Source organism: uncultured Friedmanniella sp., assembly GCF_964244285.1.
In the GTDB taxonomy this organism is placed as follows: Bacteria; Actinomycetota; Actinomycetes; order Propionibacteriales; family Propionibacteriaceae; genus Microlunatus.
This window is the reverse complement of the sequence record NZ_CAXTHT010000004.1, coordinates 158320-183237: the sequence shown is the minus strand read 5'-3', so window position 1 is coordinate 183237 and position 24918 is coordinate 158320. Positions and strand designations below refer to the sequence as shown.

The following is a 24918-nucleotide window of genomic DNA, read 5'->3' as shown; positions in this document are numbered from 1 at the left end:
GGAACATCTTCCGACGCTCAGCCCTCGACCTGCTCGAGCACCTCGGCCGCACGCTCGGGGCTGCCCTCGGCCAGGCCGCGGTCGATCGCCCCGCGGGACACCAGCCACATCACCAGGCCCGCGACGAGCACGGCGCCTTCGGTGACGGTCAGCGCCCAGATGATGCCGGGGAGGCCGAACAGGAGGTTCCCGAGCAGCACGATCGGGATGAACAGCACGCCCTGGGTCACCGACATCACGGTCGCGGCCAGCGCCCGTCCGGTCGCCTGGAACAGCGAGGTCAGCAGGCCGGTGAAGCCGTTCGCGACCATCGCCACCAGCTGGGCGGTGATGATGGTGACGCCGAGGCCGAGGACGGATCGGTCCGCCACGAACGCGGTGAACAGCTGCTCGCGGAACAGGAACGCCGTCACCGCGAAGAGCAGCGAGATGCCGCCGACCGTGAGTGCGGAGGTGCGCAGGGTCGAGCCCAGGCGTTTCCGGTCGCCCTTGCCGTAGGAGTAGGCGAGCAGGGGGAGGACGCCGAGCGTGACGCCCATGACCAGGAACTCGGGCACCTGGGCGATGCGGACCGCGACGCCCATGGCCGCGAGCGGGCCGTCGCCGTAGGCCCCGGCGAGGTTGTTGAGCACCAGCGAGGTGACGATCAGGAACGCCGACTGCAGCAGCGTGCTGACGCCGACGGCGAGGACGGGCTTGACCACGGTGGGCGAGAGCGTGAACCATCGCGGCGCCAGGCTGAGGTGCTCGCTGTGCCGCGCCAGCCAGATGGCGAAGTAGGCGATCACCACGAGGTTGGCCAGGCCCACCGCGAGCGCCGCGCCAGCGACGCCCCAGCCCAGCACGAGGATGAACACGACGTCGAACACCAGGTTCGCGACCGTGGAAGCGATCAGCCCGACCATGACCTGACGGGCGGCGCCCTCGGCCCGGACCAGCTGCTCGAGGCAGAAGGCCGCGGCCAGCACCGGGACGAAGGCGAGGGTGACGGCGACGAAGGACGTCGTGGCGTGGAAGGACCTGGCGTCCGCGCCGAGCAGCCGCACGAGTGGGTGCAGCAGCAGCAGCCCCGCACCGCCGAGCACGGCTCCGACGATGATCGAGCCCCAGAAGGCGAAGGACGAGACACCCCTGATCTCCGCAGCCTGAGCGGGCTCGCGCTCCGCAGCGCCGAAGAGACGCGCGATCAGCGCCCCACCGCCGGTGCCGAACACGTCGCCGACCGCCATCACCAGACCGAGCAGCGGGGAGCCGAGGGTGACGGCGGCCAGCAGGGCGGTGTCGTGGAGCGAGCCGATGAAGCCGGCGTTGATGACGTTGTAGACCGCACTGACGATCATGGCCGCGGCCATCGGCACGCACAGGTGCACGAGGGCGCGGACGATCGGCGCGGACGAGAGGTACCAGCGGTTGCTGCCGACGGCGTCGGCCCCCGCGGCGGATCCGGAGGTGGTCGTGGTGGACATGGCGTCCTTCCTGGGGCAGGTCTGGGCGCGCACGGGCGGTCGCCGGTGCGGCGTGGGTGGTGTGGGCGGTGGAGCTGGGGCAGGCGGCCGTGGGCCGCGGGTGATCCCTACCGGGTCGGCTGGGGCAGCACGGCGGTGATCTTGGAGAGCAGGGCCTGGAGGGAGTCCCGCTCGGCCTGGTCCAACGGGGCGAGGATCGTCTCGTTGACCGCGGCCATCGCCGTGTCGAAACCGGCGATGAGCTCGGCGCCCACCGAGGTGGCATAGACGCGCTTGCGGCGCTCGTCACCGTTCTCGGTCCGGCGCTCGACCAGGCCGCGACGTTCGAGCCCCTGCACGAGGCTCGAGACGCTCGCCGCGCTGGTCCGGGTCAGCGCAGCGATGTCCCGCTGGATCGAGCCGGGGTTCTGTGCCAGGTAGCCCAGCACGAAAGCCTGCTCGTGGCTGAGCTCGCGCTCCCGGATCCAGTCCTCTCCGGCCTTGCGCTGTGCCCAGCCGATCCAACGCACCAGGTCGAGGCTGCTGCTCCAGGGGATCTCCGACTCGGCCACGATCAGCAATCTAACAGTTAGAGACCTAACAGTCAACCTTCGAAGTAAATGGAAGTCTGAGATTCAGTTGAACGCTCAACTATACCGCGCTAGGCTAGGCCGTGAGCGACATCCAGCCCAGCGGGCTCCACCACGTCACCGCCATCACCACCGATCCCCAGGCCAACGTCGACTTCTACACCGGCCGGCTCGGCCTGCGGCTGGTGAAGCAGACAGTGAACTTCGACGCCCCCGACGCGTACCACCTGTACTACGGGGACACCGCCGGGACGCCCTCGAGCCTGATCACGTTCTTCGCCTGGCCGGGCGCGCCGCGCGGGCGCCACGGCGCCGGGATGATGACCTCGACCGCCTTCAGCATCCCGCCGGGCTCGCTCGGGTGGTGGCACGAACGCCTGCAGACCGCGGGTGTCGACGTCGACGAGCCGCAGGAACGTGGCGCGGAGGACGTGCTGACCTTCCGCGACCCCAACGGGATGGTCATCGACCTGGTCGCCAGCGAGGGGGACACCCGTTCCGGCTGGGACGGTGTGGCCGACATCCCGTCCGAGCACGCGGTGCGCGGCCTGTACGCCGCGACCCTCTCGGAGCAGCAGCTCGACCCCTCCGCCGCCATGCTCGTGGACCTGCTGGGGATGACCGTGCAGACCGACGAGGGCGGCCGGACCCGCTTCGCGATGGAGGCCGGGGCGCCCGGCAGCCTCGTCGACGTGCAGGCCGGGGTGAAGGAGCGGGGTCGGCAGTCCGCCGGCACCGTGCACCACGTGGCGTTCCGCGCCCCCGACCTGGACACGATGACCCGCTGGCAGTCCGAGCTGCTCGAGCGGGGCGTCCGGGTCACCGAGATCCTGGACCGTCAGTACTTCAAGTCCATCTACTTCCGCGAGCCCGGCGGCGTCTTGTTCGAGATCGCGACCGACCAGCCCGGATTCGCCACCGACGAGCCGTTGCTCGAGCTGGGACGCCACCTCAAGCTGCCGCCGTGGCTCGAGCCGAACCGGGCCCAGATCCAGGCGAGCCTGCCGGCTCTGCACCTGCCGCCGCAGCCGGCCGAGCCCGCATGAGCGGCGACCTCCCAGCGACGCTCGAGCGGCCGCACGTCTTCGTCCCGGCCGAACCGGGCGCGGCCGGGCCGCCCCTGCTGCTGCTGCACGGCACGGGCGGCAGCGAGCACGACCTCGTGCCCCTGCGGAACCTACTCTCACCGGGGGCGGCGGTGCTGTCCCCGCGCGGCATGGTCCTCGAGGGCGGGATGTCCCGGTTCTTCCGGCGCCTCGCCGAGGGCGTCTTCGACGAGGACGACCTGAGCCGGCGGGCCGACGAGCTGGCGGACTTCGTGACGGCCGCCTCCTCGGCCTACAGCATCGCGACGGGCACCCTGGTCGCCGTCGGCTTCTCGAACGGGTCGAACATCGCGTCGGCGATGCTGCTGGGCCACCCCCGGCTGCTACGGGGCGCGCTGCTGGTCGCGGCCATGGTGCCCTACGCCTCGCCCCCGACCGTCGACCTGTCCGGGGTCGACGTGCTGGTGTCCAACGGCGAGCGCGACCCGATGATCCCGGCGTCGATGACCGCCGAGCTGGGGCGCCAGCTGCGCGAGCGGGGCGCTCACGTCACCGATCTGCCCCACGGCGGCGGACACCAGCTGGACCCGGGGTCCCTGCGGCGCGCGGCGAAGCTGCTGGGCTCCCTGGCCAGGCCCTAGATCCTGGTCCGCCCTGGGGGATCGCGCTCGCCCACCGTCAAGGGCTCAGGCGGTGGGGGACAGCCCGGCCTCGGCGGACCGGGCCGGAGCGCCCTCGTAGCCGATCGCGGCCCGGTAGGCGCGCTTCTTGAAGGTGAAGGCGACGATCCCGCCCACCACCGTCAGGGCCAGGATGATGATCGCGAAGTACTGCAGCAGGGGGCTGGTGCCCTCGGGGTCGAAGACCTCCTGGCGGGGCCAGGCGAGGTTGACGGCCATCGCCACGCCCCAGACCACGGCGAGGCCGTTCACCAGCAGCCCCCAGCGCCCCAGGCTGAAGACCGGCCTTCCCGTCTCGTCGTCCTGGGGGCCGAGCTCGGCGGGCCAGCCCTTGATCCGGCGGTAGAGCATCGGGCCGGTGACACAGAGGTAGGCCAGGTAGAGCAGCACGATGCAGGTGCTGGTCAGGGCCGTGAAGACACCGGCGTGACCGAGGTTGATCAGCAGCAGGGCTGCGGCCCCGACGCCGACCAGGACCGCGGCGTTCACCGTGGCGCCCCGCCTGGAGACCGTGCGCAGGTGCCGCGAGAAGGGCAGCACCTCGTCACGGGACATCGAGTAGATCATCCGCGTGGTCGCGGTCTGGATGGCGAGGGTGCACACGGAGGCGGCCAGGACCACGTCGACGAGGAAGACCCGGCCCCACACGTCACCGAGCCGGCTGGTCACCACGTACGCCAAGCCGCCACTGGAGAGGTCGTCGCCGAGCGAGGGGCTGGCCATCAGCGCGCTGATCAGGATCAGGCCGCCGCCGATCCCGGAGAAGACGAGCGCCCGGAGAATCGTCCGGCGCGTGGTGCGCCGCGGGTTGTGCGTCTCCTCGGCCAGCTCGCCGGCGGAGTCGAAGCCGACGAGGACGTACCCGGCCATCAGGCCGGCGGCGAGCAGCGAGCCGAAGCTGGTGACGCCGCTGGTGTCGAGCACGATGCCGGGCCCGCGGACCGAGGTGGAGAAAAAGGCGACGATCAGCAACGCGACCCCGATCAGCTCGGCGGTCACCCCGACAGCGTTCACGACCGCCATCACCCGGACCGCCACGGAGTTGATCAAGGTCGTGATGATCAGGACCACGAGTCCGAGCAGGATGGCGTTCGTGGCTCCGGTGAGGGTGGCGATCGACGGGTCGCCCCCGACCACCTGGAAGCCGCTCCAGATCGCCGGAAGCACCGCCTGCATGGCGATCGCGGCGGCGGCCACCGTGACGATCTGGGCGATGATCATGGTCCAGCCGGCGAACCAGCCCACGATGTGGCCGCCCAGCCGACGGGCCCACTGGTAGATCGCGCCGGACAGCGGGTAGCGGGCGGCCAGCTCGGCGAAGCACAGCGCCACCATCAGCTGACCGACGAACACGGCCGGCCAGGTCCAGAACATGAACGGACCGGCGAAGCTGAAGCCGAAGCCGAAGAGCTGGAAGACGGTCGTCAGGATCGAGACGAACGAGAACCCGGCCGCGAACGAGGCGTAGCTGCCGATCGAGCGGTGCAGCTCCTGCGGGTAGCCGAACTCGCTGAGCTCTGAGGCGAGCGATGGCCCGCCGTCGACCGGGGGTGCGGTTCCTTCGGCAACAGCCATCGCGGTCTCCCTGCTCTCGACGCCCCGGAGCGGGCCGGCTCTGCGCGCCGTCGGAGCTCCGGGCAGGCCTGCGCTCGCAGACCGGTACCAGTCCAGCAGCGGAGGGTTACGACGCCGGCTGAGCCGTGTTACGTCGGACGTCAGGAACTGCCCTCTCGGTTACGCCCGGGTGACCGAGACCTCTCAGCGCAGCAGCCTCGCGGAGGCTCTCGCGTGAGGGGCCGCCCCACGTATGGCCACTGGTCCGGGTGCTGCCTATCCTCGTAATCGCCACGAGGGCACGACCGACGAGGGTGGCCGTACCGGTCCAGGACAAGACGGCCTCGGAAGGTTCGCCATGACTCACGAGCCCCACTCCCACAGTGACGCCTTCGCCTCCCGCGAGGGCAGGTGGGCGCAGGAGGCGGAGGAACGGATCTCGCTCTTCCGCCACGACGAGGAGATCGAGCGCGGCCTGGCCTTCGGGCTGCAGGGGTCGCCGACCCTGGTGGACAAGACCATCCCGACCTTCTCCCGGGGCGAGCTGCCGCACTTCGCGGGTGAGCGGGGCACCTTCCTCAACGCCCCGTACCTCGAGGACGTCAACCAGGTCGAGGACGCCGAGGTCGCCATCTTCGGCGCGCCCCTGGACGCCGGGACGACCTACCGGCCGGGGACGCGCTTCGGACCGCAGGGGATCCGGCGCTCGACGGGGCTCTTCGGCACCTACTGCTACGAGCTCGGCGTCGACCTGCGCGAGCAGCTGAACATGGTCGACATCGGCGACATCTTCACCATTCCTGGCAACCTCGAGAAGTCCTTCGACCAGATCAGCCAGGCGATGTCGCACGTGGCCGGCAAGGGTGTCTTCCCCGTCATCCTCGGCGGCGACCACTCCATCGGCTACCCGACCATCCGCGGCCTCTCCCCGCACGTGGACGGCAACATCGGGATCATCCACTTCGACCGTCACGTCGACACCTCCGAGACCGACCTCGACGAGCGGATGCACACCACACCCTGGTTCCACGCGACCAACCTGAAGAACGCCCCGGCCACCAACCTCGTCCAGGTCGGGATCGGGGGCTGGCAGAGCCCGCGCGCCGGGGTCAAGGTCGGCCGGGAGCGCGGCACCACCGTGATCACCGTCGGCGACGTCGAGCGGGTCGGGATCGAGAAGGTCGTCGAGACCGCGCTCGAGGTGGCCTGGAAGGACGCGAAGGCGGTCTACATGTCCTTCGACATCGACGTGATCGACGCCGGCTTCGTCCCCGGGACCGGCTGGCCGGAGCCGGGCGGCCTGCTGCCGCGGGAGGCGCTGAACATGGTGCGGATGATCGCCAACGAGGGCATCAGCGGACTGGAGATCGTCGAGTGCTCCCCGCCGTACGACTGGGCGGAGCAGACCGCGCTGCTGAGCTCCCGGATCGTGCTCGACACCCTCGGCTCCCTGGTCCGCGCCGGCCACCTCGGCACGAAGGCCGCCGTCCGCGACCGCCACGCCTGGGGTCCCCGCCCGGAGTCCGCTGGCTGAGGCTGAAGCCCGAGCCCGGCGCTCAGCGGCGGCGGTAGGCGGTGGGGGAACAGCCGGTGGCGCGGGCGAAGCGGGTGGAGAAGTACAGCGGGTCGGGGTAGCCGACGGCACGCGCCACCGCGGCGACGGGCTGGGCCGAGAGCTCGAGCAGCTGGCGGGCCGCGGCCATCCGCTGCTGCTCGACGAAGTGCATCGGGGCGACGCCCAGCTGCGTCCGGAACAGGTGCGTCAGGCGCGAGGACGAGACGCCGCCGAGGCGGGCCAGCGCAGTGACGTCCCAGGGTTCGGCCAGCCGGGCGACCACCTGCTCGACCACCCTCAGCACCCGCTCGTCGAGCTCGGAGTGGTCGGGACGCTGGGTGGCCGCCCAGAGCAGGGCGGTCTCGAGGGCGTTGACACCGAACAGCTCCGCGTGCGTCAGCCCGCTGCGGCTCACCGCAACGGTCCGGGTCAGGGCCTCCTCGATCCGGCGCCGCACCTCACCGTGCGGCCGCAGCCGGCGGACCCCGGGCCGGACCTCGGGCCAGTCCAGCAGCGGCAGCCAGTCCGTCCGCGGGTGGAAGTGGACGAACTGCAGCTGCCAGAGCCCGCGTCCCCGTTCGGTGCCGTAATCGTGCAGGACCCCCGGCCGGACCAGGACGAGGTCGCCCGGCTGGGCCACCAGGTCGGGTGCACCGGGGGAGCCGAAGCGGCCCTGGCCGTCGACGGTGTGCACGAGCAGCCAGTCGGTGGTGCCGCGGCTGCGCCACGTCGTGTAGTCAGGACCTTCGGTGAAGGTCCCGGCCTGCAGCAGCGACACCAGAGGAACGAAGGACTCGCTGGGGCGCACAGCTGATAATCCCATGCGCACGAGCGTGAAGACGATGGTGGGGCAGGCGAATCGTGGGCAGACTTAGAGTCATGACGACGATCCTCACCGAGTCCACGCTCACCCCTGGCGCCGACGGCACGGACCGCTACGAGGCCGACGGGGTCGTGCTGCTGCGCCAAGTGATCAGCCCGGCCGAGGCGGCCGCCATCGGGGCGGAGTTCCTGCGGCGGGTGGAGGGCGACCCCGACCCGGAGAGCGTCGACGTCCTGCCCGAGGACGACGTCCTGCGCCGGTACCCGCGTTCGGTGCACCCGCACCGCCACCCCGAGCGGGAGGACGGCCGGATCGCCCGCCGGCTGATGACCGACCCGCGCATCATCGGCGTGGTGGAGTCCCTGATCGGCCCCGCGTACGCGGCCCAGTCGATGTTCTACTTCAAGCCTCCGACCGCCCGCGGCCAGGCGCTGCACCAGGACAACCTGTTCCTGCAGTCCCACCCCGAGACCTGCCTCGCGGCCTGGATCGCGATCGACGACTGTGACGCCGAGAACGGCGGCCTGATGGTGATCCCGGGCTCTCACCGGGTGCCGATCCTCTGTGCCGAGGTGGAGGCCGACCCGGACGAGTCCTTCACCGACAAGACCATCGGCGTCCCCGAGGACGCCGGTCGTGTCCAGACCGAGATGCGGTCCGGCGACGTCCTGTTCTTCCACGGCAGCCTGGTGCACGGCTCGCTGCCCAACAGCAGCGCCCACCGCTTCCGGCGGTCACTGATCTTCCACTACGTGCCGCAGAACAGCGTCGAGGTGTCCCGCTTCTACCAGCCGCTGGTGGCCCCGGATGGCCGGGAGGTCTGGATCGACGAGTCCCCCGAGGGCGGTCCCTGCGGCTCGTCCTGGACGTCCGAGGGCCCGTAGGGAAGCCGGACGCCTGGCTCAGCCGACCGCCTGCGACCGGAAGGTAGTGGGACTCGAGCCGACCCGTTCCCGGAAGAGACGCGAGAAGTACGCCGGGTCGTCGTAGCCGACCTGGTGGCTGACGGCCGCCACCGACAGGTCCGTGGCCGCCAGCAGGTCGCAGGCCCGGGCGACCCGGGTCCGCAGCACCAGCTCGTGCACGGACAGCGAGGTCGCCGCCGACACCTCGGCCCGGAGCTGCTCGGCCGTCAGCCCGAGGGCCCGGGCCCGCTCGGCCACCGAAGCCGGGGCACAGGCGGTGGCCACCACCGCCTCCGCCACCGACTCCCTCACGCTGACGTCGGAGCCGGACGGTGGGGTGCTCGCGGCGGCGAGCCCCACCAGCGTGTGGATCAGCGTGGCCGCGAGCAGCTCCGCACGGCGTCCCGGGAACCGGGTGCAGTCCCGCAGGGTGGCAAAGACGGGGGCGACGTCACCCGCCAGCTGCGGACCCGCCGGGCGGACCGGCTGGTCGCGCCGCCAGGCCCCCGCCGACTCGTAACCGCGCACCGCCGTGCCCTCGAACAGCACCCACTGCTCGACCCAGCCCGCCGGCGACGGGTCGTAGGCGTGCTCGACCCCGGGGAAGAGCCAGATCACGGCCGGGGCCACCACCTCCACGGCGCCGGCGTACGGGGCGCCGACGTACCGGCCGCGCCCGCTGCTGAGGAAGACCAGCGCATGCGTCGACAGCCGGCGCGGGACCATCGCCGGCCGGCTGCCCTGGACGCCAGCGCCTCGGCAGCACAGGCCGCTCTCGGCGAGGACCGGCGTGCGCGGCAGGTAGCGCGACCACGCCGACCCGTCGCCCCGTGCGTCCACCTGGCGTCCTCCTTCGGCTCGGAAAGTCCTGGCCGCAGAAGATGATCCTCCCTTCCGCGGCTGCACCACCAAGCACAGCATGGTGTTCCATGATCACGTCCAACGGCTACGTCCTCGAGGAAAGTCCACAGCGTCTCGGAGAGCTGGTCGCGACCCCCGACGTCGAGCGGCGGGACCACGCGGCGCTGTGGCGGCGCCTGCAGCAGCAGGGCTACCTCTACCTGCCCGGCCTGCTGGACGCCGCGACCAGCCGGGACTTCCGCACCTACTACTTCGAGGCGCTGCGCGGCAGCGGCCTGTGGGACGAGCGGGTCCCGGCGTCGGCGGCCCGTGACAGCGGCGGCCCGGCGGACCAGGCGTTGCTGCGGCACCAGCTGTTCCGGACGGTGATCCCCTCGGCCGAGTACGAGGGCTTCTGCCGCCAGCCCGCCCTCCAGGGCTGGTTCCGGTGGTTCCTCGACGACGACGTCCACCTGCACCGACGGAAGATCCTGCGCCACACCCGACCCGGCGAGCAGGGCGTCGGCACGGCGACACAGGCCCACTACGACCTCGTCTACCTGCGGGAGGGGACCGACCGGCTGCTCTCGGCGTGGATTCCGCTGGGCGACTGCCCGGTCGAGCTCGGCGGTCTGACCTACCTCGAGGGCAGCCACACCCGGGTGATGGCCGAGGAGGCGGCCGGCGTCCACCACCGCGCAGCCTGGATCACCGCCGACCTGCCGGCCCTGGCGGCGGCGCACCGGTCCCGGTGGCTGCTGGCCGACTACGCCGCCGGGGACGTCGTGGTGCACTCCGCCCACCTCATCCACGCCGCGACGGACAACGCGTCGACCGACGGCGCGATGCGGCTCTCCACCGACATCCGCTACCAGCGGGCGAGCGACCCGATCGACTGGCGCTGGCAGGACCACTGGCGGCCGGACGACGGACTGTGACCCTCCCGTCCGGCCGACCGGTGCAGGCCTCAGCCGCGAGGACGCAACGGCTGGTCCAGCGGGACGTCGCCGGCACTGCAGTGCGACGTCGGGCTGTGCACGACGTGGGCCAGCCGCAGCTCGACCGCGGTGTCCTCGACCGCACTCGGTCGCAGGTCCGCCGAGGGCTGCCAGTCGAACTGGTCGTGCCGGGGTCGCCGCGCCGCGTGCTCGCGCAGGGCGACCGGCATCAGCCGCATCCGGGCGTCGACCCAGGGGCGGTCCCACGGGCCCTCGGTCAGGATCTGCTCGGCCGGGCGGAACTCGTAGTAGATGGTGCGACGCAGCGGGTTGTCCTGGACGGGCTCGGAGCCGTGGACCACCATCACGTCGTGGACCAGCACGTCTCCCGGCTCGAGCTCGACCTGGACCGCGCCCGGCGGGCTCCAGCCGTACTCGTCGCGGACGAGGCAGACGTCGTTGCGGGTGGTCTGGGACCCCGGCACGACGCGCAGGGCCCCCTCACCCGCTCGCGAGGAGTCCAGGTAGACGTCGATGTTGATGATCCGGTGCCGGCGGGGGTGGACGGCGTCCTGGTGCCAGGGGATCGGCGCGCCGTCGCCCTCGTTCTTGAACACCAGCGACTCATACGTCGGGACGAAGTCGGGCCCGCACAGCGACTCGGCGATGCCGAGGACCTCCGGAGCCCCGAGCAGCGCGAGCGAGGCCGCCTCGCCCTTGTTGTGCAGGTAGTCGACGCGGAACATGACCTGCCCGCTCGGGCGGGAGGCGAACTTGTAGTCCTCCAGGGTCGGGTCACCCTCAGGCAGGGCGAGGCCGCCGGCGATCCACGCCGACGCGGCCTCCTGGAGGTCGGCGAGCAGGTCCGCCGGCACCCGGCCGGGCAGCACCAGGTAGCCGTGGGCGTCGAAGAACTCCACCTGGTCGGGGGTCAGGTGGTGGGTGGTCAGGTGGGCGGGGCTGGGCGCCGGGGCGAGGGACATGCGCGGTTCCTCCGGGATGGGGTGCGGACCCTGCCCACGCTAGGCGGCGGGACCCGGTCGACGCCTCTCGTGAACTCCCCCGAACCTCCCGGATCCTCCGGTGCCTGACCCGCTGGGCCTGGACGCGGAGACCTTCGGACTCGCGTGCTGGAGCGGTCGGGCCCACCCCATGGTGCGGGCCCACCGACACGACGACGTCGAGCTCAACGTCGTGGTGTCGGGAAGGCTGGACTACCTCTTCGGCGCGCAGCGGGTGAGCATCCCGGCCGGGGCCACGAGCGTCTTCTGGGCCGCGCTGCCGCACCAGCTGCTGGCGACGGCGGCCGGCTCGAGCGCCTGCTGGCTCACCGTGCCGCTCGACGTCGTGCTGCGCTGGCAGCTGCCCGGGCCCGCGGTGGCGGAGCTGCTGGGCGGGACGCCACTGGTCACCACGACCCCGGGCGGGAGGGGTGCGCCCGAGGTGGGCGGGACCGACCCCGGGCGGCGCTTCGAGGGCTGGGCGCTGGACCTTGCTGACCCCGACCCGGCGCTGGCCGGGATCGCCCTGCTCGAGATGGAGGCCTACCTGCGCCGGGTGCTGCGGAAAGCGCAGCGGGCGAGCACCAGCGGCCCGGCGACCTCGGTCGGCCACGCGACCGCGATGGCGACCTACGTCGCGGCCCACTTCCGCGAACCCCTGACCGTGGACGAGGTCGCGGCGAGCGTCCACGTCACCCCGCACCACGCCATGCAGGTCTTCCGCGGAGCGGTCGGGACCACGATCGGGGCCTACCTCACCCAGTGCCGGCTGGCCGAGGCGCAGCGGCTGCTGATCACCACCGCGCTGACCGTCGAGGCGATCGCGCACGCCGCCGGCTTCGGCTCGTCCAGCCGGCTCTACGCCGCGTGCGCCGACCTCGGCCTGCCGCCCCCCGCCCGCTACCGCCGGCAGCAGCGCCAGGCCGCCGGCGGCAGTCCTGCGGCACCCGGTCCCTAGGCTGCCTGCGTGAGTGGTGGTGAACCGCCAACGGTCGTCGGGACCCCTGCGGTCGGTCCGTGGCGGAACGCCGTGATGGCCGCCTTCGCCCTGGGTGGCGTGGCGGTGTCGACCTGGGGACCGCGGCTGCCGCAGCTGCGCGCTGACCTCGGCGTCGACAACGCGGCGATCGGGCTGGTGCTGGCCGGGGTGACGGTCGGTTCGGTCAGCGGTCTCGGGCTGGCCTCGGCCCTGCTGTCCTGGCTGGGTCCCCGGCGCGGCATCGGCGCCATGCTCTGGCTGGTCGCCGTCGGCATCGGGGTCATCGGGTCCGGCGCCGGCCTCGCCCACTCGGTGGCGCTGACCACGGCCGGGTTCATCGTGGTGGGCTTCGGGATCGGGGCGGTCGACGTGATGATCAACGTCGAGGGTGCTGCGGTGGAGCGTGCGGCGGAGAAGACCTGGATGCCCTTGATGCACGCCGCCTGGTCGGCCGGTGCGGTCGCCGGCGCCGGCATCGGGGCCTGCTGCGCCGCGCTCGGGATCGCCCTGGAGTGGCAGTTCCTCGGCGAGACGGTCCTGGTCGCGGCCGCCGGGACGGTTGCCGTCCGGTTCCTGCCGGTCGGGCTGCCCGACGCTGACGCCGTCGCCGAGCGGCCGCCGATCCGGGGGCGGATCAGCGGCTGGCTGCGTGGCTGGACCGACGCTCGGCTGCTGCTGATCGGCCTCGTCATGCTCGGGGTTGAGCTGGGGGAGGGGACGGCCAACAGCTGGCTGTCGCTGGCGGTCCGGGACGGCCACCACCGGACCGACGCCGTGGCGGCCGGGTTCCTGGTGGTGTTCGCAGCCAGCGAGACGATCGCCCGGGTCGCCGGCGGCCCCCTGGTGGACCGCGTCGGCCGGGTCCGGGCGGTCCAGGTCACAGCCGCGCTCGGGGTGACCGGACTGCTGCTCTTCATCCTCACCGGCCCGTTCTGGCTGATCCTGCTGGGCACCGTGCTGTGGGCCGTCGGCGTCTCCATGGGCTTCCCGCTGGGCATGTCCGCCGCCGCCGACAGCGGGCCCAACCCGGCCGCCCGGGTCAGCGTCGTCGCTTCCATCGGTTACCTCGCGAACCTGGGCGGGCCACCCGCCATCGGCTTCCTGTCCCGTTCCACCCGCCTGCTCGACGCTCTGTGGCTGGTGGTCGCCCTCCTCGTGGTCGGCTTCGTCGCCGCCCGCGCACTGCGGACGGACCGGCACGCCGAGATCTGAGGAGACGGTTCCGCGCACGCGGCCCGGAGGCTTGGTGTGGGGGGTCGACCGGAGGGCCCTGCCCGCGGAGCCAGGACCGCCCGGTCAGGCCGGCAGTCGCGGGTTGAGGTGCGAGGCGGCACGCTCACCCGGGGCCAGACCCGGCAGCCAGCTGCCCAGGTCGGACACCTGAGCCGGGTTGGTGGGCTCCTGCACGTCGAGGCCGTCGGCGAACCAGATCACCGTCATCACCTCGCGGACGGTGGCCGAGTCGTTCGGCAGCGCCTTGTGGGCGGTCCAGCCGCCGTGGAAGGTGGCGTCGCCGGCCCGCATGGCCACGGGCTGGCGCAGCGGGAAGCGGCCGTCGGAGAGCAGGCGGTCGAAGTGCTCCTCCGACGCGTCGGAGATCGTGACGTCGCTCATCGGACCCTCGTCGTTGGTCCCGCTGGCGAAGCACAGGCCGCCCATGTCGGGGGTGATGTCGACCAGCGGCATCCACATGGTGAGGCACCGCCGGCCGTCGAGGGGCCAGTACATCGCGTCCTGGTGCCAGGGCGTGTAGCCGCCGCCGGGCTCCTTGAACAGGGCCTGGTCGTGGTAGAGCCGGACGTGGTCGACACCCAGCAGCTGGGCGGCGATCCGGGCGTAGCGGTCGGCCAGCACGAAGCGGGCGACCTCCGGGCTGTGCAGCCACAGGTTCCAGACCTGCAGAAAGGCCTTGCCGTAGGTGTCGCGCTCCTCCAGCGGGCGGGACTCGGTGCTGCGGGCCATCGTCGTCTCGCGGATCACCTGCCGGTACGCCGTGGCCTCCTCGTGCGTGGCGACCCCGCGCAGCAGCACGTGGCCGTCGCGCTGGTAGGCCGCCACGTCGGCCGCGGCCACCGCCTGGTGGTCGGTGAGCGGGGGCAGGGTGGTGACGCTCATGGGCTGGTCCTCCTCGGTGCCCGGCCGCCGGGTGCGGCCGTCGGGACCAGCCAACGACCGCGACCAGAGCGAGGTAGGGAAGGACCTGACTCCAGGGGTACGTCCTGGTAAGTTCCTCGGGTGGCCAAGCTGGTGGCGGAGGTCCGGCGGGGTGCGTCCGGCGCCCTTGGCGGGGTCGTGCTGGCGGGCCGGATCGACGGCGGCCGGGGTATTCCCCGCGGACCGTCTCGGCGTTACCCGGGGTACGCGCTGGTCCTGGTCACGGCGGGCACGGGGCGTTACCGGGACCGCCGGCACGACGTGCCCATCGGCCCCGGCACCCTGATCACGGTCAGCCCCGACGAGCCGCACTGGTACGGCGTGATCGGCCCCGCCACCTGGGACGAGGTCTACCTGGTCTTCGGTGGGCCGATGTTCGTCCTCGCCGAGGCCCGGGGCGTCCTCGACCGCAGCCGACCGCTGCGTCGGATGCTGCCGGTGCCGTACTGGCAGCACCGGTTGGAACGGTTTCGCACCCGGCGGCCCCCGCGCACCCCGGCCGAGCGCGACGCCGAGGCCTGCGAGGTGCTCCGGCTGCTGGTGGACGTCCAGGTGGCCACCGAGCCCCAGCCGGCGTCGGCCGGGGGGGAGGACTGGTTCCTCCGCTCCCAGCAGGGCCTCGAGTCCGACCTCGGCGAGTCGGTGGACCTGGCCGGGCTCGCGCAGGAGGTGGGGATGCCGTACGAGACCTGGCGCCGGCACTTCCGCGACCGGGCGGGCGTGCCGCCGGCCCGTTACCGGCTGCTACGGCGGGTGGACGCGGCGGTCGGATTGCTGGCCCACACCACGGCCCCGGTCCGCGAGGTCGCCGCGGCCGTGGGGTTCAGCGACGAACACCACCTCCGGCGCCACGTGCGTGCGGTGACCGGACTGACTCCGGGCCAGCACCGTCACGCCCAGGTGCCCCCGGGTGAGCTGGAGCCGGTCGAGAGTGAGCCCCCCACAAGACCGCGGCCGACCTGGGCCCGGTAGCCCGCCAGCACCGCAGCCGTACCCCGGCCGAGCCCCACGACGCCCAGCAGCTCGCCCTGGTCGAAGTAGCCCAGCACGCACTCGGTGTCCAGCGAGCCGTGCAACAGCCGGGTCTGGCCCGGGTCGGCGAGCCCCGGCATCCCGTAGGACTGCAGCCGCAGGTCGCCCTGGTCGCTCCAGAAGGACGGGAGCGCCTCCCAGGTCACCTCCTCGACCGGGCCGGGTACGAAGCCGGACGCCAACCCGGCAGCCAACACGGTCCCCGCGCGGCGGGCGGTGTCCGCGGCCGCGCTCCAGTGCTCGACCCGGTGCGCGCCGGCGGAGAACCGGGGGTTCGGGAAGCGCGCCAGGTCGCCGGCGGCCACGACGTGCCGCAGGGGCTGCGCCAGGCCGCGACCGCCGGCGGTCACAGGGTGCAGGCCGGCGTCGGTGAGCACGCCGTCGCCGAGGTCCAGGCCCTGCCCGCCCAGCCAGTCCGTGGTGGGTTGCGAGCCGACCGCCTCCACCACCACGTCCGCCGCCAGCACCGTGCCGTCGCCCAGCGCGACGCCGTCGACGCGGTGGTCCCCGGTCAGGGCCGCCACGGTGGCCCCGAGGTGGAAGGTGATGCCGATCCGCTCGTGCCGGCGACGGAGCTCAGCGGCCAGCACCGCGCCGAGCGGGCGCAGCATCGGGAGTGGGTCGAGGGCCACACAGGCCACCGTGCACCCCAGGTGGCGGGCCGCGACGGCCACCTCGCAGCCGACGAAGCCCGCCCCGATGACCACGACCCGCGCTCCGGGTCGCAGCTCCTCCCGCAGGGCCACGGCATCCTCGAGCGTCCGCACCACGTGGCGGCCGCGCACGCCCACCCCCGGGCCCGGCACATCCAGCCGCCGGGCACGCACCCCGCTGGCGGCCACGAGGGCGTCGAAGCCGAGCGTGCGGCCGTCGGCCAGGGTGGCAACCCGGGCCGCCAGGTCGGCGTGCCGCACCCGGGTTCCCAGCCGCCACACGACGTCGGCGGCTCCGGCCCGGGGTCGAAAGGCCAGCGCCGGGTGGCCGCTGCCGTCCCGCAGCACCTGCTTGCTCAGCGGCGGGCGGTTGTACGGCGCCCACGGCTCCTCCCCGACCACGAGGACCTCGCCGGCGAAACCGGCGCCGCGCAGGGTCTCGGCGGTACGCAGGCCGGCCATCCCGGCGCCGACCACCAGCACCCGCTGGGAGGCCGGGGTCACCCCTCGACCCGGATCGCCTGCACCGGGCAGACGTCGGCGGCCTCCTCGCAGCGCCCGCGCAGCGCTTCGTCAGGCTCCTCGGCCAGGAGCTCCAGCCGCCCGTCCGGGTCGAGCCGGAAGACCTCCGGCGCCGAGAAGACGCACTGGCCGTGGTCCTGGCAGACGTCCCAGTCGATCAGCACGTGGAACGTCATGCCGCCGCCCCCGTTCCGGCCGGCGCGGCCCCGGCCGGGGCCGGCCTCAGGGCCACCGGCACCGTGCCGGCGCAGCGCAGGGCCGTTCCGCTGTCGACCAGCCGGGGGGGACCGTCGCGGGCATCCAGATCCAGCCGGAGCGTCGCCAGCGCCACGATCAGCGCCGACTCCAGCAGCGCGAAGTGGTTGCCCGCGCAGATCCTGGCCCCGGCACCGAAGGGCAGGTAGGCGTGCCGGGGCAGCTCGCGTCGCCGCTCCGTAGCGAACCGGTCGGGGTCGAAGCGCTCCGGCTCCGGCCAGGACCGCGGGTCCCGCTGCAGTACGTGCGGGCTGACCACCACCAGCGTGCCGGCCGCGATCGCGTGGCCGCCGAGCTCGGTGTCGGCGACGGCCGTCCGGTGCAGCGCGGGCAGCGGCGGGTAGAGCCGCAACGGCTCCTGCACCACCTGCCGCGTGAGCGGGACCTCGTCGGCGAGCTGCGCGGGCGCCACCCCCCGCGCCACGGCGGCGGCGAGCTCGGAGCGCAGTCGTTGGGCCGTCTCCGGCTCACCGGCCAGGGTGCGCAGCGCCATCGTGGTCGTGAACGCCGTGGTCTCGTGCCCGGCGGTGATCAGCATCACGGCCTCGTCGCGCAGCCAGCTGCCGGCGAAGACGGGGTCGCCGCTCTCCCTCGCCTCGAGCAGGACCGACAGCAGGTCCGCGGCCGTCGTCGGCTCGACCGTCCGGTCGTCCACGAGGCGCTGCACGACGGCGTCCAGCCGGGCCGTCGCCTCGTCGAGGGCCTGCCGCTCCGTCTCGTCGAAGCGACCGGCCATCGCCGCGTCGATCGCCACCTGGGAGGCGCGCAGGGTGCTCAGCAGGACGTCGGCGAACGCGCCGAAGTCGGCCCCGAACACGGTGTCCCCGAGGTTGAGCAGGGTGAGCCGGCCGATCTCCGCCTGCAGGTCGAGGTCACCGTCGCCCCGGAGCCAGGTCCCCAACGCCCGCTCGGTGTTGGCCACGATGGCCTCCGCGAAGCGGCGGACCGAGCGGTAGGTGAGCTCCCGCTGGACGACGAGGCGCCGGGGCCGCCAGCTCGGGGCGCCGGCCAGGATGAGCCCGTCGCCCAGCATCGGGGCCGCGGCCCGGGTGATCGGGGTCCAGCGGCTCTCCTCGGGCCACGCGGTCAGCACCTCGTGCACGACCGCCGGGTCGCTGACCAGCACCCGCTCCTCCTGCCCGAAGCGGTAGCTGACGACATCGCCCTGTCCCGCGACCAGGCTGAGAAAGCGGGTCGGGTCGCTGGCGTACGGGGGCAGGGTCGCGACGAGGTCGGGGCTCAGTCGAGGAGGTGCGGACAGCATGGCCCGACGCTAGGGGTCGCCGGCTGGCCCCGTCGTAGCCCTGGTGGGCGGACGTGCACGTTATGGTCGATCACCTCAACGCAGGAGGGGACTGGTGGAACCACCCGAGGACGTCCAGCTGGCGGGCCGCCCGGACCTCGGCGCTGGCCTGGGCCGGGTGCGGCTGACCGGTCGGGTCCGACACGGTCGAGGGCTCGGCACCCGGACGCTCCGAGCGCTGCCCGAGCACTCCCTGGTGTACGTCACGGGGGGGGAGGGCAGCTACCTGGACGGCCGCACCGCGCACCGGCAGCGCGTCACTCCGGGCTCCCTGGTCACGGTCGGCGCCGGGGTGCCGCACTGGTACGGGCCGTGGGCCGGACAGCGCTGGGACGTGGTGTTCCTGGTCGTCGAGGGGCCCCTGTTCGAGCTGGCCAGGACGACCGGCCTGATCGACGCCGAGCGTCCCGTCCGGGTGCTCGAGCCCCTACCGTACTGGGCCGGCCGGTTCGACGCCTTCCGCCTGGCCCGGACACCGAGGACGGTCGCCGGCCTGCAGGACGAGGCGTGCCGGGTGCTGCAGCTGCTGATCGAGGTCGACGGGGCCACCCGTCCGGCCGGGGGTGAGGGCCGGACGGTCGCCGAGGGCTGGCTGCAGGCCAGCCGGGCGCGGCTGGAGGCCGACCTGGCCGAGCGGCTGGATCTGGCCGAGGTGGCCGCCGAGGTCGGGATGGCCTACGAGACGTGGCGCAAGGCGTTCCGCCGGGCCCTGGGCACGACGCCGGCCGCCTACCGCACCCAGCACCGGATCGCGGCGACCCGGGACCTGCTGCGCTACTCCACGCTGCCGCTGCGCCAGGTCGCCGAGACGGTCGGCTTCGCCGACGAGCACCACCTGTCGCGCCGCTTCTCCGCCGCGGCCGGCCTCAGCCCGCGCGAGTTCCGGCAGCGGCTGCCCTGACCCCGCGCTGCCGCCCGGGCCCGAGGGGCACGGCGGGCACCATCAGGGCGCGGGGCGCGGGTGGTGACAGGCCACGAGCCGGCCCGGCGCCGCCTCGACCAGCGGTGGTTCGACCTCGGCGCAGACGTCGGTCGCGTACCCGCACCGGGTGCGGAACCGGCAGCCCGACGGCGGGTCGATCGGGCTGGGCACGTCCCCATGCAGCACGATCTGCTCCCGGGCGGCGCTGCGCCGGGGGTCGGGGATGGGGACCGCCGACAGCAGGGCCTCGGTGTAGGGGTGCCGCGGGGCGGCGTGGAGGGCGTCGGCGGCGGCGAGCTCGACCAGCCGGCCGAGGTACATCACCCCGATCCGGTCGGCGACGTGGCGGACCACGGCCAGGTCGTGGCTGATCAGCACGTAGGTCAGCCCCAGCTCGGTCTGGAGGTCCTCGAGCAGGTTCACCACCTGGGCCTGGACCGACACGTCGAGTCCCGACACCGGCTCGTCGGCGACCACCAACTGCGGCTGCACCACCAGTGCCCGCGCGATCCCCACCCGCTGCCGCTGCCCACCGGAGAGGCCGCGGGGGTACCGCCGGGCGAGGCTGGCCGGCAGGCCGACGCGTTCCAGCATCGCGGCCACGGCCCGTCGCCGTACCGTCACGTCCCGCTCGCCGTGGACCAGCAGCGGGTCGCCGACGATGTCCTCGATCCGCCGCCGCGGGTTGAGCGAGGCGAACGGGTCCTGGAAGACCATCTGCAGGTCCCGCCGGAACGGCCGCAGCCGGCGCTCCGACAGCGACGTGATGTCGGTCCCCGCGAAGCGGATGCGTCCCGCGGTCGGCGCGTGCAGGCGCAGCAGGCTGCGGCCCAGCGTCGACTTGCCGCAGCCGGACTCCCCGACCAGGCCCAGCGTCTCGCCCTCGGCCACCGTGAAGGTGACCCCGTCGACGGCGTGCACCACGGCGCCCCGCCGGCCCGGGACCGCGAAGTGCTGGACCAGGTCGTCGACCTCGAGCAGACCAGTCATGGGGTGCTCCTCGGTCGCCGGGCAGTCATGGGGTGCTCCTCCGTCGCTGGGCGGTCATGGGGTTGCTCGTCGGTCGCCGGGCGGTCATCCGGTCTCCCTCCCGAGCGCAGCCAACCGCAGCGGCGGGCGGGTGGCCGGCTCCCGCCAGCAGGCGTCGAGGTGGTCAGGAGCGCTGCGCGGGAGCAGTGGGGGCTGCTCCGAGCAGCGATCGGTCGTGACCGGGCAGCGGGGGGCGAAGGCGCAGCCCGGCGGCAGGTCGTCCAGCTGCGGCGGCGCGCCCGGGATGGCCACCAACCGGTCCACCCGGTCCAGGTCGATGCGCGGCACCGAGGCGAGGATGCCCCAGGTGTAGGGGTGCTGCGGGTCGTAGAAGACGCGGTCGCGGTCGGCCTGCTCGACGACCCGTCCGGCGTACATGACCGCGACGCGGTCGGCGATGTCGGCGACGATGCCGAGGTCGTGGGTGATGAGCACGATGGCGGTGCCCCGGGTCTCGCGCAGCTGGCGGAGCAGGGCCAGCACCTGCGCCTGGATCGTCACGTCCAGCGCGGTCGTGGGCTCGTCGGCGATCAGCACCTCGGGCTCGCACGCCAGAGCCATCGCGATCATCACCCGCTGCCGCATCCCGCCGGAGAACTGGTGCGGGTAGTTGTCGATGCGGCTCTCGGGCTGGGAGATGCCCACTTCCGCGAGCAGCTCGACGGCCCGGGCCAGCGCCGGCCTCGCCTTCATCCCCAGGTGCAGCCGGAGCACGTCGACGATCTGCCGGCCGACGGTCTTGGTCGGGTTCAACGAGGTCATCGGGTCCTGGAAGATCATCGCGATCCGCCGCCCCCGCAGCGGCCGCAGCTCACGGTCGGGCAGGGTGACCAGGTCGCGGCCGCCGTACCAGACCTCGCCGGTGACCGAGCGCGCCTGGCCACGGGTGAGGCCCAGCAGGGTCATCGCCGTGACGCTCTTGCCCGAGCCGGACTCCCCGACCACGGCCAGCACCTCGGCCGGCCGCAGGTCGAAGGTGACGCCGTCCACGGCGCGGACGGGGCCGCGCGGGCCGTCGAACGTGACGCGCAGGTCCCGCACGCTCAGCACCGGCGGCACCACCGGCTCGGCGCTCACCGCCGCAACCTCGGGTCCAGCAAGGCGTACGAGGCGTCGGTGAGGACGTTGATCACCACGTACGCGAGGGCGATCACCAGGGCCGCGCCCTGGACGACGGGGTAGTCGCGCGAGGCGATGGTGGAGACCATCAACCGGCCGATACCGGGGTAGGAGAAGACCGCCTCGGTGACCACGGCACCACCGAGCAGGGCGCCGACCTGCAGGCCGAGGATGGTCACGATCGGCAGCGAGGCGTTGCGGAAGATCTCGCGCCAGAAGATCGCCGCCCGACCCATGCCCTTGGCGCGGGCCGTGCGGACGAAGTCCTCGCTCATCGTCTCCACGAAGCTGGCCCGGGTGATCCGGGTGAGGAAGCCCGCGGTGGTCAGCCCGACGGTGACCGCCGGCAGCAGCAGGTGCTCGGCCCAGGGGGCCAGCAGGTCGTAGCGGTCCTGCAGCACGACGTCGACCGGCACGAAGCCGGTGGTCGAGGTGTAGTCGGTGCCCGGCGGGAAGCGGCCGAAGCTGGGCAGCCATCCGAGGTACACGCTGAAGACCACGATCAGGCTGACGCCGAGGAAGAACCAGGGCATCGAGAACAGCACTGTGGCCACCGTCCGGGTCGCGGTGTCCATCCAGGTGCCCGAACGGGCCGCGGCCAGCATGCCCGTCGCCAGGCCGACCACCACCAGCACCAGCCCCGAGGCGAGGGCCAGCTCGATGGTCACCGGCAGTGCCGCACCCAGCAGGCTGGTCACCGACTGGCCGCCGCTGAACGAGCTGCCGAGGTCGCCGCGGACCAGGCCCTTGAGGTAGAGGCCGTACTGGGTCAGTAGCGACTGGTCGAGGCCGAGGTTGCGGCGGATCTCGGCCTTCTGCTCCAGGGTCGCCGTGGGCGGTAGCGAGTTCGCCACGGCGTCGCCCGGCACGATCCGCAGCACGACGAAGACCAGCGTCGCCGCCCCCCAGACCACCAGGGGCACCCCGAGCAGCCGCCGGCCGAGTGATCTCACAAGAGCCCCCTCATGCGCGTGCCGCCTTGCCGGTCATCGAGTTGCCCGGGTCCAGCACGTCGCGCAGGTCGTCGCCCGCGAAGTTGCAAGCCAGCACGAACAGGGTGATCAGCGCGCCCGGCACGACGGCCAGGTCGGGGGCGTCGAACAGGAACTCCTGCGCCTCCTTGACCATCAGCCCCCAGTCCGGCGTCGGCGGCTGGACGCCCAGGCCCAGGTAGGACAGGGCCGCGGTCAGCCCCGTGGCCACGGCGACGGTCGAGGTGGCCTGGACGATCACCGGGCCCACGAGGTTGGGCAGGATCTCGCGGAACAGGATGCGGGCCGGTCCGAAGCCCGCCGCCCGGACGGCGAGGACGTACTCACGGTCGGCCTCGCGCATCGTCAGCGCCCGGGCCAGCCGCGCGAAGACCGGCAGCTGCGAGATGGCGATGGCCAGGATGACGTTCTGGACGCCGGATCCGAGCGCGGCCACGATCATGATCGCCAGCAGGATCAGCGGGAACGACAGCAGGATGTCCATGCTGCGGGCCACCACGGTGTCCAGCCAGCCGCGCCGGAAGCCCGCCCACATGCCCAACAGGGTGCCGACCACGGTCGAGACGACCACCGAGCAGACCGCGGTCAGCAGGATCGGGCGGCCGCCGTAGAGCAGCCGGGAGAGCTGGTCGCGACCGAGGTTGTCGGTGCCGGCCAGGTGGCCGGGCGCGCCGGGCGCGAGCAGCGTCGTGTTGAAGTTCTGGGCGACCGGGTCGGCCGGCGCCAGCAGCGGCGCCGCGACCGTGATCAGCACGAGCAGCACGAGAAAGGTCCAGGAGACGACCGAGGAGGGCCGCCGCAGCAGCAGCCGCAGCGCCTCCCCACCCCGGACGCGAGCGACCACCGGCGGGAGCGCCCCCACGCCCGCCGGCAGGGCCGTCATCCGACGGTCGCCTTCTCGAAGAAGGTGCGGTAGGTGCCGAGCGCATCCGGGTTGAGCCCCTGCACCTTGGCCGACTGGACGGTGGGCAGGTAGCGGTAGGCCACCATCGCCGTGGCCAGGATGCTCTGGGTCCAGTAGGTCTGGATCTCGACGTAGAGCGCTTTGCGCTTGTCCCGGTCGGGTTCGCCCCGGGCCGCGGTGAGCAGGCCGTCCAGCTTCTTCTGCTCCGTCGGCAGGACGCTGTCGACGTGCAGCCAGGCCTTGTTGTAGCCGGAGTCGCCGGCGATCAGCGGGGTCAGCTTGTTGTCGGGGTCGGCGACGAAGGCCGAGCGCTGCTCGATGAAGAGCTCGTGCTGGTTCTTGGTCGCCCGGTCGCCGTAGCTGGCACCGTCGAGGTACTCGACCTTGGGCTTCAGCCCGATCGCGGTGAGGTTGGCCTCGATCACCTGGCCGAGGGCGGGCCAGAACAAGATGTTGACCGCGATGACGCTGATCTCCTTGCCCACCGCACCGGCCTCGGTGAGCAGCGACTTCGCCTTCTCCACGTCCAGGGTGGACAGCGACTTCAGGCTGTCGTCGTAGCCGAGCTCGGCCGGGCTCACCATGCCGCCCGGGACCGCGCCCGCGCCGGCGAACACCGACGAGACCACCGCCTGCCGGTCGATCGCCAGGTTGATCGCCTGCCGGACCTTGAGGTCGGCCAGGGTCGGCTTGCTGAGGTTCATCCCGAGGTAGATGTCGATGTAGGGCTTGGCGTCGGCGACCACCAGGCCGCTGTTCTTCAGCCGGGGGACGTTCGAGACGGGGGCGAAGCAGGTCGCGTTGACGGCGTCGCTGCTCAGCGCGCTGACCAGGGACGACGGGTCGGGCAGGATCTGGAAGACCACCTTGGCCAGCGTCGGCTTGCCCTCCCAGTAGTCGTCGTTCCGCTCGAGGATCACCGACTGGCCCTCGGTGAAGCTGACGAACTTGTACGGGCCGGAGCCGACCAGGTGCTGGCCGATCTTGCTGCCCGCCTTCTCGATCGCGGCGGAGGACAGCGCGACGGAGTTCGGGTTGGAGCAGCGGGCGAGGAAGGCCACGTCCGCGTCGACCAGCTGCACCACGAAGGTGCTGTCGTCGGTCGCCTTGAACGACTTCACGTTGGCGCCGCCCAGCTCGACGGAGGCGTAGGTCGTGGGGTCGCGGGTCGGGTCCTTGTCGTCGAAGAGCCGCCGCCAGGAGCGCTGGAAGTCCTGGGCGGTGACCGGGTTGCCGTCGTGGAAGGTCACCCCGGAGCGGATCGTGAAGGTGTAGGTGCGCTGGTCGTCCGAAACGGTCCAGCTCTCGGCGAGCGCGGGCTTCACGTCGCTGGTCTCGTAGTCGACGTGGGTGAGCCCCCGGGCGACGCAGTCGATGACCATCCAGTTCCCGAAGCTGGCGAAGGCGCCGGGGTCGCTGGAGCCGGTGAGCTGGTCGACCGCGAAGACGAGCTCGCCGTCGGTGCTGGCCGGCCCGGTGGGGGTGGAGGCGGCGGAGCCGGCGTCGGCCGAGCTGTTGGGGCGGGAGCAGGCGGCCAGCCCGCCGGGGACCACCAGCAGGCTGCCGCCCAGCAGCGCGGAGCGGAGGAAGGTGCGACGGTCGAGCCCGGCGGCGTCGAGGCGTACGGTCTGCTCGGTCACGGTGGTCCTCTCGGGACGGTCGGCGGTTTGTGCTCGA

The 24918-nt window shown here is 72.9% G+C and carries 24 protein-coding genes; 9 read left to right on the top strand and 15 right to left on the bottom strand.

All coding sequences use genetic code 11. The features are described 5' to 3' along the window. Positions 1 to 17: 17 nt before the first annotated feature. Positions 18 to 1466, bottom strand: a complete 1449-nt coding sequence (locus ACFE7W_RS12055) for an MATE family efflux transporter (protein ID WP_375425038.1) — start codon at positions 1464 to 1466, stop codon at positions 18 to 20. Positions 1467 to 1573: 107 nt separating this feature from the next. Continuing rightward, positions 1574 to 2017, bottom strand: a complete 444-nt coding sequence (locus ACFE7W_RS12050) for a MarR family winged helix-turn-helix transcriptional regulator (protein WP_375425037.1) — start codon at positions 2015 to 2017, stop codon at positions 1574 to 1576. A gap of 101 nt (positions 2018 to 2118) precedes the next feature. Between ACFE7W_RS12050 and ACFE7W_RS12045 the strand changes: the two genes are divergently transcribed. Both ACFE7W_RS12045 and ACFE7W_RS12040 read left to right on the top strand, forming a co-directional pair. After that, positions 2119 to 3081: a ring-cleaving dioxygenase gene (locus ACFE7W_RS12045; RefSeq protein WP_375425036.1), complete on the top strand. Its 963-nt coding sequence runs from the start codon at positions 2119 to 2121 to the stop codon at positions 3079 to 3081. Then, complete coding sequence (locus ACFE7W_RS12040; RefSeq protein ID WP_375425035.1) at positions 3078 to 3722, top strand: alpha/beta hydrolase; 645 nt, start codon at positions 3078 to 3080, stop codon at positions 3720 to 3722. Before ACFE7W_RS12045 ends, ACFE7W_RS12040 begins: the two co-directional genes overlap by 4 nt. Before the next feature lie 45 nt (positions 3723 to 3767). Here the strand turns inward: ACFE7W_RS12040 and ACFE7W_RS12035 are convergent, their stop codons facing one another. Then, positions 3768 to 5336 (bottom strand): amino acid permease, encoded by a 1569-nt coding sequence (locus tag ACFE7W_RS12035; protein ID WP_375425034.1) that lies wholly within the window; start codon positions 5334 to 5336, stop codon positions 3768 to 3770. A gap of 337 nt (positions 5337 to 5673) precedes the next feature. On the opposite strand from ACFE7W_RS12035, the gene ACFE7W_RS12030 reads away from it, so the two are divergent. Beyond that, positions 5674 to 6849: an agmatinase family protein gene (locus ACFE7W_RS12030; RefSeq protein WP_375425033.1), complete on the top strand. Its 1176-nt coding sequence runs from the start codon at positions 5674 to 5676 to the stop codon at positions 6847 to 6849. Positions 6850 to 6871: 22 nt separating this feature from the next. On the opposite strand, the gene ACFE7W_RS12025 is transcribed toward ACFE7W_RS12030, so the two are convergent. After that, complete coding sequence (locus tag ACFE7W_RS12025; protein ID WP_375425032.1) at positions 6872 to 7693, bottom strand: helix-turn-helix domain-containing protein; 822 nt, start codon at positions 7691 to 7693, stop codon at positions 6872 to 6874. 56 nt (positions 7694 to 7749) lie between these two features. On the opposite strand from ACFE7W_RS12025, the gene ACFE7W_RS12020 reads away from it, so the two are divergent. Continuing rightward, positions 7750 to 8577 (top strand): phytanoyl-CoA dioxygenase family protein, encoded by an 828-nt coding sequence (locus tag ACFE7W_RS12020; protein ID WP_375425031.1) that lies wholly within the window; start codon positions 7750 to 7752, stop codon positions 8575 to 8577. 18 nt (positions 8578 to 8595) lie between these two features. Here ACFE7W_RS12020 and ACFE7W_RS12015 read toward each other — a convergent pair whose 3' ends face one another. Then, a complete protein-coding gene (locus ACFE7W_RS12015; protein ID WP_375425030.1) occupies positions 8596 to 9438 on the bottom strand; it encodes a helix-turn-helix domain-containing protein in 843 nt (280 codons plus the stop codon). An 89-nt stretch (positions 9439 to 9527) separates the two neighbouring features. Between ACFE7W_RS12015 and ACFE7W_RS12010 the strand changes: the two genes are divergently transcribed. Beyond that, a complete protein-coding gene (locus ACFE7W_RS12010) occupies positions 9528 to 10376 on the top strand; it encodes a phytanoyl-CoA dioxygenase family protein (protein WP_375425029.1) in 849 nt (282 codons plus the stop codon). 29 nt (positions 10377 to 10405) lie between these two features. Here the strand turns inward: ACFE7W_RS12010 and ACFE7W_RS12005 are convergent, their stop codons facing one another. After that, positions 10406 to 11359: a phytanoyl-CoA dioxygenase family protein gene (locus ACFE7W_RS12005; RefSeq protein WP_375425028.1), complete on the bottom strand. Its 954-nt coding sequence runs from the start codon at positions 11357 to 11359 to the stop codon at positions 10406 to 10408. A 100-nt stretch (positions 11360 to 11459) separates the two neighbouring features. On the opposite strand from ACFE7W_RS12005, the gene ACFE7W_RS12000 reads away from it, so the two are divergent. Together ACFE7W_RS12000 and ACFE7W_RS11995 are read left to right on the top strand one after the other, a co-directional pair. Continuing rightward, positions 11460 to 12335, top strand: coding sequence for a helix-turn-helix domain-containing protein (locus tag ACFE7W_RS12000; protein WP_375425027.1), 876 nt, complete (start codon positions 11460 to 11462; stop codon positions 12333 to 12335). A gap of 9 nt (positions 12336 to 12344) precedes the next feature. After that, complete coding sequence (locus ACFE7W_RS11995) at positions 12345 to 13568, top strand: MFS transporter (protein WP_375425026.1); 1224 nt, start codon at positions 12345 to 12347, stop codon at positions 13566 to 13568. Between the two features lie 84 nt (positions 13569 to 13652). Here ACFE7W_RS11995 and ACFE7W_RS11990 read toward each other — a convergent pair whose 3' ends face one another. Further along, positions 13653 to 14471: a phytanoyl-CoA dioxygenase family protein gene (locus tag ACFE7W_RS11990; protein ID WP_375425025.1), complete on the bottom strand. Its 819-nt coding sequence runs from the start codon at positions 14469 to 14471 to the stop codon at positions 13653 to 13655. Positions 14472 to 14591: 120 nt separating this feature from the next. Between ACFE7W_RS11990 and ACFE7W_RS11985 the strand changes: the two genes are divergently transcribed. Then, positions 14592 to 15482: a helix-turn-helix domain-containing protein gene (locus tag ACFE7W_RS11985; protein WP_375425024.1), complete on the top strand. Its 891-nt coding sequence runs from the start codon at positions 14592 to 14594 to the stop codon at positions 15480 to 15482. Here the strand turns inward: ACFE7W_RS11985 and ACFE7W_RS11980 are convergent. From ACFE7W_RS11980 to ACFE7W_RS11970, 3 genes are read right to left on the bottom strand one after another with little or no spacing between them, the layout of a single operon-like run. After that, positions 15401 to 16699, bottom strand: coding sequence for an NAD(P)/FAD-dependent oxidoreductase (locus ACFE7W_RS11980; protein WP_375425023.1), 1299 nt, complete (start codon positions 16697 to 16699; stop codon positions 15401 to 15403). The two genes, ACFE7W_RS11985 and ACFE7W_RS11980, sit on opposite strands and share 82 nt — an antisense overlap. Beyond that, positions 16696 to 16893, bottom strand: a complete 198-nt coding sequence (locus ACFE7W_RS11975) for a ferredoxin (protein ID WP_375425022.1) — start codon at positions 16891 to 16893, stop codon at positions 16696 to 16698. Before ACFE7W_RS11975 ends, ACFE7W_RS11980 begins: the two co-directional genes overlap by 4 nt. Beyond that, entirely contained in the window at positions 16890 to 18236 is a 1347-nt protein-coding gene (locus ACFE7W_RS11970; protein ID WP_375425021.1) for a cytochrome P450, read from the bottom strand. The genes ACFE7W_RS11975 and ACFE7W_RS11970 overlap by 4 nt, the downstream gene beginning before the upstream one ends. Positions 18237 to 18330: 94 nt before the next feature. Between ACFE7W_RS11970 and ACFE7W_RS11965 the strand changes: the two genes are divergently transcribed. After that, on the top strand, positions 18331 to 19176 hold the full coding sequence (locus ACFE7W_RS11965) for a helix-turn-helix domain-containing protein (protein WP_375425020.1): 846 nt from the start codon (positions 18331 to 18333) through the stop codon (positions 19174 to 19176). A gap of 42 nt (positions 19177 to 19218) precedes the next feature. Here ACFE7W_RS11965 and ACFE7W_RS11960 read toward each other — a convergent pair whose 3' ends face one another. From ACFE7W_RS11960 to ACFE7W_RS11940, 5 genes are all read right to left on the bottom strand, one after another. Beyond that, positions 19219 to 20187, bottom strand: coding sequence for an ABC transporter ATP-binding protein (locus ACFE7W_RS11960; RefSeq protein ID WP_375425019.1), 969 nt, complete (start codon positions 20185 to 20187; stop codon positions 19219 to 19221). Positions 20188 to 20271: 84 nt separating this feature from the next. Further along, complete coding sequence (locus ACFE7W_RS11955) at positions 20272 to 21303, bottom strand: ABC transporter ATP-binding protein (protein ID WP_375425018.1); 1032 nt, start codon at positions 21301 to 21303, stop codon at positions 20272 to 20274. Next, positions 21300 to 22298: an ABC transporter permease gene (locus ACFE7W_RS11950; RefSeq protein WP_375425017.1), complete on the bottom strand. Its 999-nt coding sequence runs from the start codon at positions 22296 to 22298 to the stop codon at positions 21300 to 21302. The genes ACFE7W_RS11955 and ACFE7W_RS11950 overlap by 4 nt, the downstream gene beginning before the upstream one ends. 10 nt (positions 22299 to 22308) lie before the next feature. Beyond that, complete coding sequence (locus tag ACFE7W_RS11945; protein ID WP_375425016.1) at positions 22309 to 23220, bottom strand: ABC transporter permease; 912 nt, start codon at positions 23218 to 23220, stop codon at positions 22309 to 22311. After that, the gene (locus ACFE7W_RS11940) at positions 23217 to 24881 is read right to left on the bottom strand and encodes an ABC transporter substrate-binding protein (RefSeq protein WP_375425015.1); all 1665 of its coding nucleotides are present in this window, start codon (positions 24879 to 24881) and stop codon (positions 23217 to 23219) included. Before ACFE7W_RS11940 ends, ACFE7W_RS11945 begins: the two co-directional genes overlap by 4 nt. Positions 24882 to 24918 lie beyond the last annotated feature (37 nt).

Bases quoted from the DNA above. Each gene is read 5' to 3' on its own strand.
- ACFE7W_RS11970 (WP_375425021.1), bottom strand. From the start codon at position 18,236: ATGCTGTCCGCACCTCCTCGACTGAGCCCCGACCTCGTCGCGACCCTG.
- ACFE7W_RS12005 (WP_375425028.1), bottom strand. From the start codon at position 11,359: ATGTCCCTCGCCCCGGCGCCCAGCCCCGCCCACCTGACCACCCACCAC.
- ACFE7W_RS12030 (WP_375425033.1), top strand. From the start codon at position 5,674: ATGACTCACGAGCCCCACTCCCACAGTGACGCCTTCGCCTCCCGCGAG.
- ACFE7W_RS12035 (WP_375425034.1), bottom strand. From the start codon at position 5,336: ATGGCTGTTGCCGAAGGAACCGCACCCCCGGTCGACGGCGGGCCATCG.
- ACFE7W_RS11960 (WP_375425019.1), bottom strand. From the start codon at position 20,187: ATGACTGGTCTGCTCGAGGTCGACGACCTGGTCCAGCACTTCGCGGTC.
- ACFE7W_RS12010 (WP_375425029.1), top strand. From the start codon at position 9,528: ATGATCACGTCCAACGGCTACGTCCTCGAGGAAAGTCCACAGCGTCTC.
- ACFE7W_RS12040 (WP_375425035.1), top strand. From the start codon at position 3,078: ATGAGCGGCGACCTCCCAGCGACGCTCGAGCGGCCGCACGTCTTCGTC.
- ACFE7W_RS11975 (WP_375425022.1), bottom strand. From the start codon at position 16,893: ATGACGTTCCACGTGCTGATCGACTGGGACGTCTGCCAGGACCACGGC.
- ACFE7W_RS12055 (WP_375425038.1), bottom strand. From the start codon at position 1,466: ATGTCCACCACGACCACCTCCGGATCCGCCGCGGGGGCCGACGCCGTC.
- ACFE7W_RS11945 (WP_375425016.1), bottom strand. From the start codon at position 23,220: ATGACGGCCCTGCCGGCGGGCGTGGGGGCGCTCCCGCCGGTGGTCGCT.
- ACFE7W_RS12025 (WP_375425032.1), bottom strand. From the start codon at position 7,693: ATGGGATTATCAGCTGTGCGCCCCAGCGAGTCCTTCGTTCCTCTGGTG.
- ACFE7W_RS12020 (WP_375425031.1), top strand. From the start codon at position 7,750: ATGACGACGATCCTCACCGAGTCCACGCTCACCCCTGGCGCCGACGGC.
- ACFE7W_RS11990 (WP_375425025.1), bottom strand. From the start codon at position 14,471: ATGAGCGTCACCACCCTGCCCCCGCTCACCGACCACCAGGCGGTGGCC.